Origin of the sequence: Streptomyces sp. WAC05292 (assembly GCF_003949955.1) — a bacterium.
In the GTDB taxonomy this organism is placed as follows: Bacteria; Actinomycetota; Actinomycetes; order Streptomycetales; family Streptomycetaceae; genus Streptomyces; species Streptomyces globosus.
In genome coordinates, this window is sequence record NZ_RPSE01000021.1 from 1 (window position 1) to 14562 (window position 14562).

A 14562-nucleotide genomic window follows, 5' to 3' on the forward strand; every position below is an offset into this window, starting at 1 on the left:
GTCTTCCTCCGGCTCCGGTGACCTGCGGGGGCGGGGGCGGCCCGGCGACGGGTCGCGGAGGTACGAGGCGTCGCCGCCCGGCGTGGGGCCCGGCTCCGCGGAGGGGTCCCGGCGCCGGAGGTAGCGTTCGAATTCCCGGGCGATGGCGTCCCCCGACGCCTCCGGCAGGTCGGCGGTGTCCCGCGCCTCCTCCAGCGTCTGCACGTACTCGGCGACCTCGCTGTCCTCGGCGGCGAGTTGGTCCACCCCGAGCTGCCACGCCCGCGCGTCCTCGGGCAGCTCGCCGAGCGGGATCCGTACGTCGATGAGGTCTTCGAGCCGGTTCAGCAGGGCCAGGGTGGCCTTCGGGTTGGGTGGCTGGGAGACGTAGTGGGGGACGGCGGCCCACAGGGACACGGCGGGCACCCCGGCGTGTGTGCAGGCTTCCTGGAGGACGCCGACGATGCCGGTGGGGCCCTCGTACTTGGTCTCCTCCAGGTGCATCGTCCGGGCGAGGTCGGGGTCGGAGGTGACCCCGCTGACGGGGACCGGACGGGTGTGCGGGGTGTCGCCGAGCAGGGCGCCGAGGATGACGACCATCTCGACGCCCAGTTCGTGGGCGAAGCCGAGGAGTTCGTTGCAGAACGACCGCCACCGCATGGACGGCTCGATGCCCCGTACGAGTACGAGGTCGCGCGGCTTGGGGCCGCCGATCCGCACCACGGACAGCCGCGTCGTCGGCCACGTGATCTTCCGGACGCCGTTGTCCAGCCACACGGTGGGCCGGTTGACCTGGAAGTCGTAGTAGTCCTCGGCGTCGAGCGCCGCGAAGACCTCGCCCTTCCACTCCCGGTCCAGGTGCGCGACCGCACCGGACGCCGCGTCGCCCGCGTCGTTCCAGCCCTCGAACGCGGCCACCATGACCGGGTCGATCAGCTCGGGCACGCCCTCAAGCTCGATCACCCAGGTCTCCTTCCGAAGTTCCTTGCGTACGTGGGTCAGCCTAAGGCTTGCGGGGACGGCTTCCACAGCCCACGACGGAGGGGCGGTTCCCCTCGGAACCGCCCCTCTTCCCCACCGCGCGGGAGGCTATGCCTTGCGGCTCAGCATCTCCTCGACGCGGCCGCGGACCTCGGCGCTGTCGAGGCCGCGGATGGTGACGGTGGTGCGCCGGCGCAGCACGTCGTCGGCGGTCTCGGCCCATTCGAAGTCGCGGGCGTAGGCGACCTGCGCCCAGATCTCGGGGCCGTCCGGGTGGATGCGCTCGGCGAGGGCCGGGTCCTCGTTGGCGAGGCGGGCCACGTCGAAGGCGAGGGAGCCGTAGTGGGAGGCCAGGTGGCGGGCGGTCAGCGGGTCCATGCGGGCGCCGGGCTCGCGGTCGACGAGCAGGCGGTGGGCGACCGCGTTCGGGTTGGCGACGCCGGGCAGCGGGACCCGGCGGACCAGCGACTTGACGGGCTCCATGTCGTCGGTGAGGGGGCTGCCGGGCAGCTTGGCCAGCTTGTCCATGACGACGCGGCCGATGTGGCGGTACGTGGTCCACTTGCCGCCGGCCACGGACAGCATGCCGCCCGCGCCCTCGGAGACGACGGTCTCGCGCTTGGCCTTCTCGACGCCGCCGGGGCCGCCGGGCAGGACGCGCAGGCCGGCGAAGGCGTACGTCATCAGGGAGCGGTCGAGGTCGGCGTCCTTCACGGAGAAGGCGGCCTCGTCCAGGATCTGCTGGATGTCCTTCTCGGTGGCGCGGACGTCGGCCGGGTCGCCCTCGTACACCTCGTCGGTGGTGCCCAGCAGCAGCTGGTCCTCCCACGGCAGGGCGAAGGTGATGCGGTACTTGTCGATCGGGGTGGCCATGGCGGCCTTCCAGGGCGACTTGCGCTTCATGACGATGTGCGCGCCCTTGGACAGGCGGATCGACGGCAGCGCGTGCTTGTCTTCCATGCGCCGCAGGTGGTCCACCCACGGGCCGGTGGCGTTGAGCACGACGCGGGCGTCGATGCCGAACTCGGTGCCGTCGAGGCGGTCCTTGAGCTCGGCGCCGGAGACCCGGCCGCGCGTCGTGCGCAGGCCGGTGACCTCGGCGTGGTTGAGGACGACCGCGCCGGACTCGACGGCCGCGCGGACCGTCATGACGGCGACGCGGGAGTCGTTCATCTGGTGGTCGTAGTAGACCGCGACGGCCTTGAGGTTGTCGGTCTTCAGGCCGGGGTTGTCGGCGACGGCACGGGCGGGGGATATGACCTTGCCCATGCCGTCGCCGAAGGCCGAGAGGGCGGAGTAGGCGAAGACGCCCGCGCCCAGCTTGGCCGCGCCCACCGGGCCGCCCTTGTAGACCGGCAGGTAGAAGGTGAGCGGGTTGACCAGGTGCGGGGCCACGTCCTTGGCCAGCACCCGCCGCTCGTGGTGGTTCTCGGCCACCAGCTTGACCGCGCCGGTCTGCAGGTAGCGCAGGCCTCCGTGGACGAGCTTGGAGGAGGCGGAGGAGGTGGCGCCGGCGAAGTCGCCGGCGTCCACCATGGCGACCCGCAGGCCCGACTGCGCGGCGTGCCAGGCCACCGAGGTGCCCAGGATTCCGCCGCCGATGACCAGCAGGTCGTACGTGGCCTTGGCCAGCTGCTCGCGGGTCTCGGCGCGGCCCGGGTTCGAGCCGGCGGTCGGGTGCGTTCCCAGGGCGGGGACGCTCTGCAGGGTGCTCATGTCTCTTCAGCTCCTCATCGGTTCGTCGGCTGGTGCGGTCAGCCGGCGTTTTCCTCGTCGATCCAGCCCATGGACCGCTCGACGGCCTTGAGCCAGTTCTTGTACTCGCGGTCCCGCTGGTCGGCGGGCATCCGCGGGGTCCACTCGGCCGCGCGGCGCCAGTTGGCGCGCAGGGCGTCGGTGTCGGGCCAGAAGCCGACGGCCAGGCCGGCGGCGTAGGCCGCGCCGAGGCAGGTGGTCTCGGCGACCATCGGACGGACCACGGGGGCGTCCAGGAAGTCGGAGAGCGTCTGCATCAGCAGGTTGTTGGAGGTCATGCCGCCGTCGACCTTCAGGGCGGCCAGCTCGACGCCGGAGTCCTTGGTCATGGCGTCGGTGATCTCGCGGGTCTGCCAGGCGGTGGCCTCCAGGACGGCGCGGGCGATGTGCGCCTTGGTGACGTACCGGGTCAGGCCCGCGATGACGCCGCGGGCGTCGGCGCGCCAGTAGGGGGCGAACAGGCCGGAGAAGGCGGGGACGAAGTAGGCGCCGCCGTTGTCCTCGACGGAGGAGGCCAGCGTCTCGATCTCGGCCGCGGACTTGATCAGGCCCATCTGGTCGCGCATCCACTGGACGAGCGAGCCGGTGACGGCGATGGAGCCCTCCAGGGCGTAGACCGGCTTCTGGTCGCCGATCTGGTAGCCGACGGTGGTCAGCAGGCCGCTGTAGGAGTTGATGATCTTGTCGCCGGTGTTCATCAGCATGAACGTGCCGGTGCCGTAGGTGGACTTGGCCTCGCCCTCGGAGAAGCAGGTCTGCCCGAAGAGGGCGGCCTGCTGGTCGCCGAGCGCGGAGGCGACGGGCACGCCCGCGAGGACGCCGTCCTTGACGTGCCCGTACACCTCGGCGGAGGAGCGGATCTCGGGGAGGACCGCGAGCGGGACGTCCATGGACTCCGCGATGCGCTCGTCCCAGGCGAGGGTGTGCAGGTTCATCAGCATGGTGCGGGACGCGTTGGTCACGTCGGTGACGTGGACGCCGCCCTGCGCTCCGCCGGTCAGGTTCCAGATGACCCAGGAGTCCATGGTGCCGAAGAGGATGTCGCCGGCCTCGGCGCGCTCGCGCAGTCCCTCGACGTTGTCGAGGAGCCAGCGGACCTTCGGGCCGGCGAAGTACGAGGCGAGCGGCAGGCCCGTCTCGCGGCGGAAGCGGTCCTGGCCGACGTTGCGGCCGAGCTCCTTGCAGAGGGCGTCGGTGCGGGTGTCCTGCCAGACGAGCGCGTTGTGCACCGGCTCGCCGGTGTTCTTGTCCCACAGCACGGTGGTCTCGCGCTGGTTGGTGATGCCGATCGCCTTGACGTCGGCGGAGGTGATCTCCGCCTTGGCGATGGCGCTGGCGACGACCTCCTGGACGTTGGCCCAGATCTCGGTGGCGTCGTGCTCCACCCAGCCGGGCTTCGGGAAGATCTGCTCGTGCTCCTTCTGGTCGACGGCGACGATGCGGCCGTCGCGGTCGAAGACGATGCAGCGGGAGGAGGTGGTGCCCTGGTCGATCGCTGCGATGAAGGGGCCGGTGCTGCTGGTCATGGTGGCTGCTCCTGGCAGGTCGTGAGGAGTGCGGATTCAGTGGGGCGGTGCGGATCCTACGAGCGCGGGGCCGTGCTGATCAGGCGAACGCGATGTTGTAGAGACCGCCGGCGAGCACGGCGCCGACGAGCGGGCCGACCACCGGGATCCAGGAGTAGCCCCAGTCGGAGCCGCCCTTGTTGGGCAGCGGCAGCAGGGCGTGGACGATGCGGGGTCCGAGGTCGCGGACCGGGTTGATGGCGTAGCCGGTGGGGCCGCCGAGGGAGAGGCCGATGCCGACGACCACGAAGGACGTGATCAGGACGCCTATGACGCCGAGGCCCTTGCCGTCGTCCTGGAGGCCCTGGGTGAGGATGGCCAGGACGAGGACGGCGGTGCCGATGATCTCGGTGGTGAGGTTCTGCACCACGTTGCGGATCTCGGGGCCGGTGGAGAAGACGCCGAGGACGGGGCCCGCCTGGTCGTGCGGGTGGGGGTCCTCGGGGCCGAGCTTGGCGTCGCGGATGTTCTCGGGGTCCGCGAGGTGGGCGCGGAACTGTCCGTAGTAGGTGATCCACATCAGGACGGCGCCGAGCATCGCGCCGAGGAGCTGTCCGGCGAAGTAGACGGGGACGTCGCCCCACTCGCCGTTCTTGACGGCCAGGCCGACGGTGACCGCCGGGTTCAGGTGCGCGCCGGAGAGGGGAGCGGAGACGTAGGCGGCGATCAGGACGGCGAAACCCCAGCCGAAGGTGATCGACAGCCAGCCTGCGTTCCGGGCCTTGGAGCTCTTGAGCGTGACGGCGGCGCAGACACCACCGCCGAGCAGGGTGAGCAGGGCGGTACCGATGGTCTCGCCGAGGAAGATGTCGGAGCTGGGCACCCGCGACTCCTTTGTCTTGCGTCCAATGGTGGGCGGACACGGGGTCCCGCCCGTGGTCCGCGCACTCGGTGAGTGCTTCACCGGTCCTTGGCCTGTCCACACCCTAACGCGTATTGCCGGTAGGTGTTCGACAATGCCGACCGATGAACGGCAGTTTTCCGCCCTGGTGAAGAACGCGTCAAGGGTTGGCCAGGCCAAATGCCGGATCGTTACCGCGCCGTGGGATCGGCCACATCAAGCCACTCTTCGGCCGGAATATGGCGAAAAGAGGGCAGAAAGCGGCCATGAAGTGGCCTGAAGGGGGTCAGGAAGCGGCTAGAAGCGGCCGGCGCCGAGGTCGCGCGAAACGGCCCGCGCGCAGTCCCGTACGGACGCCACCAGCGCGGCCCGGGGCTCGCCGCCCTCCCCGCACACCCGCTCCACGGCGCCGGCGACCGCCACCGCGCCCACCGGCATCCGGCGCCGGTCGTGGATGGGCGCCGCCACCGAGGCGATGCCCTCCCAGGTCTCCTCGACGTCGGCCGCCCAGCCGCGCGCCCGGGTCAGGTCGAGGACCTCCTCGAAGCCGGCCGCGTCCGTGACGGTGCGGGGCGTGAACGCCTCGCGCTCCGCCTCCACGGCCTCGGTGTGCGCGACCGGGTCGTACGCGGAGAGCACCTTGCCGAGGGCCGTCGAGTGGAGCGGCTGCATGGCGCCCACCTCCAGCACTTGACGGCTGTCGTCCGGGCGGAACACGTGGTGCATGATCAGCACCCCGCTCTTGTGCAGCACGCCCACGTAGACGCTCTCGCCGCTGGCCCGGGCCAGGTCGTCCGTCCACACCAGCGCCCGCGCCCGCAGCTCGTGCACGTCCAGGTAGCTGTTGCCCAGCCGGAGCAGCTCCGCGCCCAGCTGGTAGCGGCCGGAGGCGGCGTCCTGCTCGACGAAGCCCTCGGCCTGCAGGGTGCGCAGGATGCCGTGCGCCGTGCCCTTGGCCAGGCCCAGGGAGGAGGCGATGTCCGACAGGCCCAGGCGGCGCTCGCCGCCCGCCAGGAGCCGCAGCATCGCAGCGGCTCGTTCGAGCGACTGGATGTTCCGTGCCATGGCGCAGCCTCCTGCTGACGTAGTTCGACAATGCTGAACACTATCGGCCCATGCCGACCTTCCGCATGGTCAGGCGACGTGTTCAAGCCGCAACGTGTCCTGGACCCGCCCCGCCGACCCCCGCGGACAGCATGCAGTCCGCCACGTGGGACACCCGCACCGGGGCTCCCGCTGCGCGGTTACCCTGACCGCGTGCACCCTTGGAACGGCAAGGGTGCAAAGCCGACAGCCGTCGCATCCCAGGGAGCTCTCCATGGCCTCGTTGCCCAATCCGCCCGCCGACACCCAGAACCGGGCCGATGCCCTCCGAGAGGCGCTCGCGACCCGCGTGGTCGTCGCCGACGGTGCCATGGGAACGATGCTCCAGGCCCAGGAGCCCACCCTGGAGGACTTCCAGCAGCTCGAAGGCTGCAACGAGGTCCTCAACGTCACCCGCCCCGACATCGTGCGCTCCGTCCACGACGCCTACTTCGCCGTCGGCGTCGACTGCGTCGAGACCAACACCTTCGGCGCCAACCACTCCGCGCTGGGCGAGTACGACATCCCCGAGCGCATCCACGAGCTCTCCGAGGCAGGCGCCCGCATCGCCCGCGAGGCCGCCGACGCCGCGACCGCCGCCACCGGGCAGCAGCGCTGGGTGCTGGGCTCCATCGGCCCCGGCACCAAGCTGCCGACCCTGGGCCACATCGCGTACGCCACCCTCCGCGACGCCTACCAGGCCAACGCGGAGGGCCTGCTCGCCGGCGGCTCCGACGCCCTCCTCGTCGAGACCACCCAGGACCTCCTGCAGACCAAGGCCTCCGTCATCGGCGCCCGCCGCGCCATGGAGGCCCTCGGCGTCTCCGTCCCGCTCATCTGCTCCGTCACCGTGGAGACGACCGGCACCATGCTGCTCGGCTCCGAAATCGGCGCCGCGCTGACCTCCCTGGAGCCGCTCGGCATCGACATGATCGGCCTGAACTGCGCCACCGGCCCCGCCGAGATGAGCGAGCACCTGCGCTACCTCGCCCGCAGCGCGCGCATCCCCCTGTCCTGCATGCCGAACGCGGGCCTGCCGGTCCTCGGCAAGGACGGCGCGCACTACCCGCTGTCGGCGAGCGAGCTCGCCGACGCCCAGGAGACCTTCGTCCGCGAATACGGCCTCTCCCTGGTCGGCGGCTGCTGCGGCACCACCCCGGAGCACCTGCGCCAGGTCGTCGAGCGGGTCCGCGGCCTGGCCCCCGCCGTCCGCGAGCCGCGCCCCGAGCCGGGCGCCTCCTCGCTGTACCAGACGGTGCCCTTCCGCCAGGACACCTCCTACATGGCGATCGGCGAGCGGACCAACGCCAACGGGTCGAAGAAGTTCCGCGAGGCCATGCTGGAGGCCCGCTGGGACGACTGCGTCGAGATGGCCCGCGACCAGATCCGCGAGGGCGCGCACATGCTCGACCTGTGCGTGGACTACGTCGGCCGCGACGGCGTCGCCGACATGCGGGAGCTGGCCGCCCGCTTCGCGACCGCCTCCACCCTGCCGGTGGTGCTGGACTCCACCGAGGTCGACGTCATCCGGGCCGGCCTGGAGGCCCTGGGAGGCCGCGCCGTCATCAACTCGGTGAACTACGAGGACGGCGACGGCCCCGAGTCCCGCTTCGCGAAGGTCACCCGCCTGGCCCAGGAGCACGGCGCGGCTCTGATCGCCCTCACCATCGACGAGCAGGGCCAGGCCCGCACCGTCGAACACAAGGTCGCCATCGCCGAGCGGCTGATCGAGGACCTCACCGGCAACTGGGGCATCCACGAGTCCGACATCCTCATCGACTGCCTCACCTTCACCATCTGCACCGGCCAGGAGGAGTCCCGCAAGGACGGCATCGCCACCATCGAGGCCATCCGCGAACTCAAGCGCCGCCACCCCGAGGTGCAGACGACCCTCGGCCTGTCGAACATCTCCTTCGGCCTCAACCCGGCCGCCCGCGTCCTGCTGAACTCCGTCTTCCTCGACGAGTGCGTCAAGGCCGGCCTGGACTCGGCGATCGTCCACGCCTCGAAGATCCTGCCCATCGCCCGCTTCGACGACGAGCAGGTCTCCACCGCCCTCGACCTCATCTACGACCGCCGCGAGGGCGACTACGACCCGCTGCAGAAGCTGATGGCCCTCTTCGAGGGCGTCAACACCAAGTCCCTCAAGGCCGGCCGCGCCGAGGAACTCCTCGCGCTGCCCCTGGAGGAGCGCCTGCGGCAGCGCATCGTCGACGGCGAGAAGAACGGCCTGGAGGCCGACCTCGACGAGGCCCTGCAGACCCGGCCCGCCCTCGACATCGTCAACGACACGCTCCTGGAGGGCATGAAGGTCGTCGGCGAGCTCTTCGGATCCGGCCAGATGCAGCTGCCGTTCGTCCTCCAGTCCGCCGAGGTCATGAAGACGGCGGTGGCCTACCTGGAGCCGCACATGGAGAAGTCGGACGCGGAGGGCAAGGGCACCATCGTCCTGGCCACCGTGCGCGGCGACGTCCACGACATCGGCAAGAACCTCGTCGACATCATCCTCTCCAACAACGGCTACAACGTCGTCAACATCGGCATCAAGCAGCCGGTTTCGGCGATCGTGGAGGCCGCCCAGGAGCACCGCGCCGACGTCATCGGCATGTCCGGCCTCCTCGTGAAGTCCACCGTGATCATGAAGGAGAACCTGGAGGAGCTGAACCAGCGCAAGCTGGCCGCCACGTACCCGGTCATCCTCGGCGGCGCCGCCCTCACCCGCGCCTACGTCGAACAGGACCTCCACGAGATCTACGAGGGCGAGGTCCGCTACGCCCGCGACGCCTTCGAGGGCCTGCGCCTGATGGACGCCCTCATCGCCGTCAAGCGCGGCGTCCCCGGCGCCGCCCTGCCCGAGCTCAGGCAGCGCCGCGTCCCCAAGCGCGACACCCCGCTGCCGGAGGCCGCCGAGCCGGAGGAGCCCGCGGGCCGCTCCGACGTCTCCGTCGACAACCCGGTTCCGACGCCGCCGTTCTGGGGCACCCGCGTCGTCAAGGGCATCCCGCTGAAGGACTACGCCTCCTGGCTCGACGAGGGCGCCCTCTTCAAGGGCCAGTGGGGGCTGAAGCAGGCCCGCGCCGGCGGCCCCACCTACGAGGAGCTCGTCGAGACCGAGGGCCGGCCCCGGCTGCGCGGCCTGCTGGAGCGCCTGCACACCGAGAACCTGCTGGAGGCGGCCGTCGTCCACGGCTACTTCCCGTGCGTCTCCAAGGGCGACGACCTGATCATCCTCGACGAGGCCGGCAACGAGCGGACCCGCTTCACCTTCCCGCGCCAGCGCCGCGGCCGCCGCCTGTGCCTCGCGGACTTCTTCCGCCCCGAGGAGTCCGGCGAGACCGACGTCGTCGGCCTCCAGGTCGTCACCGTCGGCTCGAAGATCGGCGAGGCCACCGCCAGGCTGTTCGCGTCGGACTCCTACCGCGAGTACCTGGAGCTGCACGGCCTCTCCGTCCAGCTCGCCGAGGCCCTCGCCGAGTACTGGCACGCCCGCGTCCGCGCCGAGCTCGGCTTCGGCGGCGAGGACCCCGCCGACGTCGAGGACATGTTCGCCCTGAAGTACCGGGGCGCCCGCTTCTCCCTCGGCTACGGCGCCTGCCCAGACCTGGAGGACCGCGCCAAGATCGCCGACCTGCTCCGGCCCGAGCGGATCGGCGTCCACCTGTCGGAGGAGTTCCAGCTCCACCCGGAGCAGTCCACCGACGCGATCGTCATCCACCACCCCGAAGCGAAGTATTTCAACGCACGCTGACGCAGACCGACGTACACTGGTCGGTCCCAAACAGGCCGGTCGCCTGTTCCCCGGGGAGCGCCCCGCGCTGGAACAGGCGACCGGCCTTCTCGTCCCCACCGAGAGGCGCGCGCATGACCAGTACCGTTCCCGTCTCCATCGCCCGCACGGCCGACGGCTCGGCCCTCCAGGCGGTGCTGCTCGACATGGACGGGACGCTGGTCGACACCGAGGGCTTCTGGTGGGAGGCCGAGGTCGACGTCTTCGCGGAGCTCGGCCACCGCCTGGAGGAGTCCTGGCGCGACATCGTCGTCGGCGGCCCCATGACCCGCAGCGCCGGCTTCCTGATCGAGGCCACGGGCGCCGACATCGGCATCGGCGAGCTCAGCGTCCTGCTGAACGAGCGCTTCGAGGCCCGCATCGCCGAGCAGGTGCCGCTGATGCCCGGGGCCGAGCGGCTGCTGTCCGAGCTCGCCCGACACAACGTGCCCACCGCCCTCGTCTCCGCCTCGCACCGGCGCGTGATCGACCGCGTCCTGGGCTCCCTCGGCCCCGAGCGCTTCGCCCTGACCGTCGCCGGCGACGAGGTCCCGCGCACCAAGCCCCACCCCGACCCGTACCTGCTGGCCGCCCGCGCCCTCGGCGCACACCCCTCCCGGTGCGCCGTCATCGAGGACACCGCCACCGGCGTGGCCGCCGCGGAGGCGGCCGGCTGCCGCGTCGTCGCCGTCCCCTCCGTCGGGCTGATCGCGCCCGCGCCCGGGCGGACGGTGGTGGGCTCGCTGGAGGACGTCGACCTCGCCTTCCTGCGCTCCCTCATCACCCCGATGAACTGATCCGCCACGCTGCGTGGCAGCACGCGGCACCGCAGCCCGCGAGCGGACTTCCGTTCCTTGGCTGACGCGCCGAAATCCCATCCATTCCCTGGCGCCGGGCCCGGGTGACCTTCGTCACCCGCAACGCCCCTTACGGACCGTTAGGGACCCCGGGTCCGGTTCCCTTGTGTCCGGATTGATGATCTCCTGACCGCATCTGCGATGGCCTCGGCACTGACAGGCAGTCCCCTCCCATCACCGTGCGATTACACCCCAAGTCCGGCCAGTTCAAGCCATCCGGTCCAAGGCCACTAATGTCGACGCGGGCACTCCGCACCGCAGCAGTCCCGGACACACACCCCTGTGCCGGGTACGTGTGGACCGATCGTCACAAAACCGGCCCGATCGTTCCGCCCAGAACGGGCGACCGCCGCGAAGTGCCCTCTACGCCGCTTTGAACAAGTGCCGGTCAAGGGAGTACTTCCAGCATGAACCGCAAGACCCTGGTGCTGACGGCCGCGGCCGGACTGCTCACCCCCACCCTCGCTGCCTGCGGCAGCGCGACGGGCGGCGGAGCGGGAACCGGAGCGATCGTCGTCGGCACCACCGACCGGTACGAGGCGGCGGACTACGCCCCCGCACCGTTCGACCCGGCGTACGCCTACGACGCCGGAGCCTGGAACGTCCTGCGGCAGACCGTCCAGACCCTGATGCACACCCCCCGAGGCGGCGGCCAGCCCGTCCCCGAAGCGGCCTCCGCCTGCCACTTCACCGACACGGGCAACGAGAGCTACCGCTGCACCCTGCGCCCCGGCCTGAAGTTCGCGAGCGGCGAGCCGCTCACCGCCAAGGACGTCAAGTTCTCCATCGACCGCGTCCGCGCGATCAACGCCGAGAACGGCCCCGCCTCGCTCCTCTCCACCCTCGACACCGTCGAGGCCAAGGGCGCCGACACCGTCGTCTTCCACCTGAAGACCCCGGACGCGACCTTCCCGTACAAGCTCTCCACCCCGGCCGCCGGCATCGTCAGCGAGAAGGCCTACGACGCCGGGAAGCTCCGCGAGGGATTCACCGTCGAGGGCTCCGGCCCCTACACGATGAAGGCCGAGGTCAAGGGCAACCGCCTCGTCCGCGCCGTGTTCAGCAAGAACCCCCACTACAAGGGCGACCTCAAGCTGCAGAACGACAAGGTCGAGCTGCGCACCTTCGACGACACCGCCGCCATGGGCAAGGCGCTCACCGACGGGCGGATCCACATGGTCTCCCGCACCCTGTCGCCGACCCAGATCAACGAGTTCTCGGCGAACCCGCCCAAGGGCGTCCGCCTCGTCCCGATGCCCGGCCTGGAGATCCGCTACATCGGCTTCAACACCGAGGCGCCGGTCGTCAAGGACAAGGCCGTCCGCCAGGCCCTCGCCGCCGCCGTCGACCGCAACGCGATCGTCTCCAAGGTGTACGGCAAGACAGCGCAGCCCCTGTACTCGCTGGTCCCCACCTCGGTGACGGGCCACGTCAACTCCTTCCGCAACAAGTACGGCGAGGCCAACACGGCCAAGGCCGCGCAGCTGCTGAAGGACGCCGGCATCAAGACGCCGGTCAAGCTGACGCTCACCTACACCAAGGACCACTACGGCGACGGCACGGCCGCCGAGTTCGAGATCCTGAAGAACCAGCTGAACTCCACCCAGCTGTTCGACATCACCGTCCAGGGCGCCGACTGGACCGAGTTCCGCCCGGCGCAGAAGAAGGGCGACTACGCCGCCTACGGGCTCGGCTGGTTCCCCGACTACCCGGACGCCGACAACTTCCTCGCTCCCTTCCTGGAGCAGGACAACTTCCTGGGCACGCCGTACGCCAACAGCACGGTGCGCACCAAGCTCATCCCCGAGTCGCGCAAGGCCGCCGACCGCAACGTCGCCGCCCCCGCGATCACGGAGATGCAGGACATCGTCGCCGAGGACGTGCCCGTCCTGCCGCTGTGGCAGGGCAAGCAGTACGTCGCCGCACGCGACGGGATCACCGGAGTGGAGTGGTCGGTCAACGCCATCTCCGACCTCCAGCTGTGGGAGCTCGGCCGCGGAGTCAGCGGCTGAGACCGGCAGGACCGGCGGCGGGTGTCCGCGGGCCGGTGCATCGATTCAGCAAGACTGTGAAGGACGTTCGCGTGATGAGACGTAACCAGTGGTTGGCAGCCCCGCTCGGCGCAGCCACCGCCGCAGCGCTGCTCAGCGGTTGCGGTTCGACCGACGGCTCGCCCGCCGAAGGCGGCAAGGGCGTGGTCATGGGCATATCCGACAAGGTGAAGTCCACCGACCCCGCCGCGGGCTACGACCCGGGCTCCTGGCTGCTCTTCAACAACGTCTTCCAGTCGCTGCTGAGCTTCCCCAAGGGCGCCACCACCCCGGAGCCCGACGCCGCGCAGTCCTGCGCCTTCGAGGGCGGCGACAGCAAGGTGTACAAGTGCACCCTGAAGCCGGACCTGAAGTTCAGCAACGGCCACCGCCTCACGTCCGAGGACGTGAAGTTCTCCTTCGAGCGCACGCTCAAGATCAACGACCCGAACGGCCCGGCCGTCCTGCTGTCGTCGATCGCGGGCATCGACACCCCCGACGACAAGACCGTCGTCTTCCGCCTCAAGACGTCCGACGCGACCTTCCCCAGCAAGATCGCCTCGGGTGCGGGCTCCATCGTCGACCACACCGAGTACCCGGCCGACAAGCTCCGCACCGACGGCAAGGCCATCGGCTCCGGCGTCTACAAGCTCGACTCGTTCAACGAGAAGAGCGCCAACTTCTCGGTCAACGAGGCCTACACCGGCAAGGCCAAGCCGAAGAACACCGGCGTCACGCTGAAGTTCTTCAACCAGGACCAGGCCGCCCTGAAGAAGGTCCTCGAAAGCGGCGACGTCGACTTCGCCTTCCGCGGCCTGGCCGCCAAGGACATCGCCGGCCTCGCCTCGACCAAGACCGGCAACAACAGCATCGAGGTCGTCCAGGGCACCGGCGCCGAGGTCCAGCACCTCGTCTTCAACATGAAGGACGAGGTCGCCGGCAAGCTCCCCGTCCGCAAGGCCATCGCCTTCCTCGTGGACCGCGAGGCGCTCGTCAAGGACGTCTACGAGGGCACCGCGACCTCCCTGTACTCGGTCGTCCCCGCCGGCATCGGCTCCCACAACACCGCCTTCTTCGACCGCTACGGCGGCAGCCCGCAGCCGAAGAAGGCCGAGGCGGTCCTCCGCGCGGCCGGCATCAAGGACAAGGTGAAGATCACCCTGTACACGACGCCGACCCGCTTCGGTCCCGCCACGGACCAGGAGATGGCGCTCATCGCCAAGCAGCTGAACGACAGCGGCCTGTTCGAGGCCGACGTCAAGTCCGTCGAGTACGAGCAGTACGAGAAGGACATCGCGGCCGGCAAGTACGGCGTCTACATCCGCGGCTGGGTGCCCGACTACCCGGACGCCGACAACTTCACGCAGCCGTTCTTCGGGCCGAACAACGTCCTGAACAACAACTACGACAACAAGGAGATCTCCCAGACGATCATCCCGGCGACCTCCGCCAAGGCCGACCGCAGCGCGGCCACGCCGGACTACACCCGCCTCCAGGACATCGTCGCCGACGAGATCCCGCTCCTGCCCCTGTGGCAGAGCAAGCAGTACGCGGTGACCCGCCAGAACGTCACCGGCCTGCAGTGGTCGCTCGACGCCTCCACCGTCTTCCGCTTCTGGGAGATCAGCAAGGGCTGAGCAGCCCCCGCAGACACGGCGACGGCCCGTGCCACCCCCTCCGGGGCGGCACGGGCCGTCGCCGTGCT

General features: G+C 70.4%; 9 protein-coding genes. 4 read left to right on the forward strand and 5 right to left on the reverse strand.

The features are described 5' to 3' along the window. The 5 genes from EF903_RS04650 to EF903_RS04670 all read right to left on the reverse strand — a co-directional run. Positions 1-942: PAC2 family protein (locus EF903_RS04650; RefSeq protein ID WP_148142502.1), on the reverse strand; the 942-nt coding region annotated here is incomplete at its 3' end. A gap of 126 nt (positions 943-1068) precedes the next feature. Then, the gene (locus EF903_RS04655) at positions 1069-2676 is read right to left on the reverse strand and encodes a glycerol-3-phosphate dehydrogenase/oxidase (protein WP_125541300.1); all 1608 of its coding nucleotides are present in this window, start codon (positions 2674-2676) and stop codon (positions 1069-1071) included. 38 nt (positions 2677-2714) lie between these two features. Beyond that, positions 2715-4241, reverse strand: coding sequence for a glycerol kinase GlpK (gene glpK, locus EF903_RS04660; RefSeq protein WP_185902515.1), 1527 nt, complete (start codon positions 4239-4241; stop codon positions 2715-2717). A 79-nt stretch (positions 4242-4320) separates the two neighbouring features. After that, positions 4321-5103 carry an MIP/aquaporin family protein gene (locus EF903_RS04665; RefSeq protein WP_125541302.1) on the reverse strand — a complete coding sequence of 261 codons (783 nt, stop codon included), beginning with the start codon at positions 5101-5103 and terminating at the stop codon, positions 4321-4323. A gap of 315 nt (positions 5104-5418) precedes the next feature. Then, the gene (locus EF903_RS04670) at positions 5419-6186 is read right to left on the reverse strand and encodes an IclR family transcriptional regulator (RefSeq protein ID WP_125541303.1); all 768 of its coding nucleotides are present in this window, start codon (positions 6184-6186) and stop codon (positions 5419-5421) included. Between the two features lie 253 nt (positions 6187-6439). Between EF903_RS04670 and metH the strand changes: the two genes are divergently transcribed. The 4 genes from metH to EF903_RS04690 all read left to right on the forward strand — a co-directional run bounded on the left by metH (position 6440) and on the right by EF903_RS04690 (position 14494). Then, positions 6440-9952 (forward strand): methionine synthase, encoded by a 3513-nt coding sequence (metH, locus tag EF903_RS04675; protein WP_125541304.1) that lies wholly within the window; start codon positions 6440-6442, stop codon positions 9950-9952. Positions 9953-10065: 113 nt separating this feature from the next. Next, the gene (locus EF903_RS04680; protein WP_125541305.1) at positions 10066-10767 is read left to right on the forward strand and encodes an HAD family phosphatase; all 702 of its coding nucleotides are present in this window, start codon (positions 10066-10068) and stop codon (positions 10765-10767) included. A 467-nt stretch (positions 10768-11234) separates the two neighbouring features. After that, entirely contained in the window at positions 11235-12839 is a 1605-nt protein-coding gene (locus EF903_RS04685) for an ABC transporter substrate-binding protein (RefSeq protein WP_125541306.1), read from the forward strand. A 74-nt stretch (positions 12840-12913) separates the two neighbouring features. Continuing rightward, complete coding sequence (locus EF903_RS04690) at positions 12914-14494, forward strand: ABC transporter substrate-binding protein (RefSeq protein ID WP_399420114.1); 1581 nt, start codon at positions 12914-12916, stop codon at positions 14492-14494. The last annotated feature ends 68 nt before the right edge of the window (positions 14495-14562 follow it).

What these genes read in the sequence shown, in the direction of transcription:
- EF903_RS04655 (WP_125541300.1), bottom strand. Translation starts at nt 2,676, where the DNA reads ATGAGCACCCTGCAGAGCGTCCCCGCCCTGGGAACGCACCCGACCGCC.
- glpK (WP_185902515.1), bottom strand. Translation starts at nt 4,241, where the DNA reads ATGACCAGCAGCACCGGCCCCTTCATCGCAGCGATCGACCAGGGCACC.
- EF903_RS04670 (WP_125541303.1), bottom strand. Translation starts at nt 6,186, where the DNA reads ATGGCACGGAACATCCAGTCGCTCGAACGAGCCGCTGCGATGCTGCGG.
- metH (WP_125541304.1), top strand. Translation starts at nt 6,440, where the DNA reads ATGGCCTCGTTGCCCAATCCGCCCGCCGACACCCAGAACCGGGCCGAT.
- EF903_RS04680 (WP_125541305.1), top strand. Translation starts at nt 10,066, where the DNA reads ATGACCAGTACCGTTCCCGTCTCCATCGCCCGCACGGCCGACGGCTCG.
- EF903_RS04685 (WP_125541306.1), top strand. Translation starts at nt 11,235, where the DNA reads ATGAACCGCAAGACCCTGGTGCTGACGGCCGCGGCCGGACTGCTCACC.
- EF903_RS04690 (WP_399420114.1), top strand. Translation starts at nt 12,914, where the DNA reads ATGAGACGTAACCAGTGGTTGGCAGCCCCGCTCGGCGCAGCCACCGCC.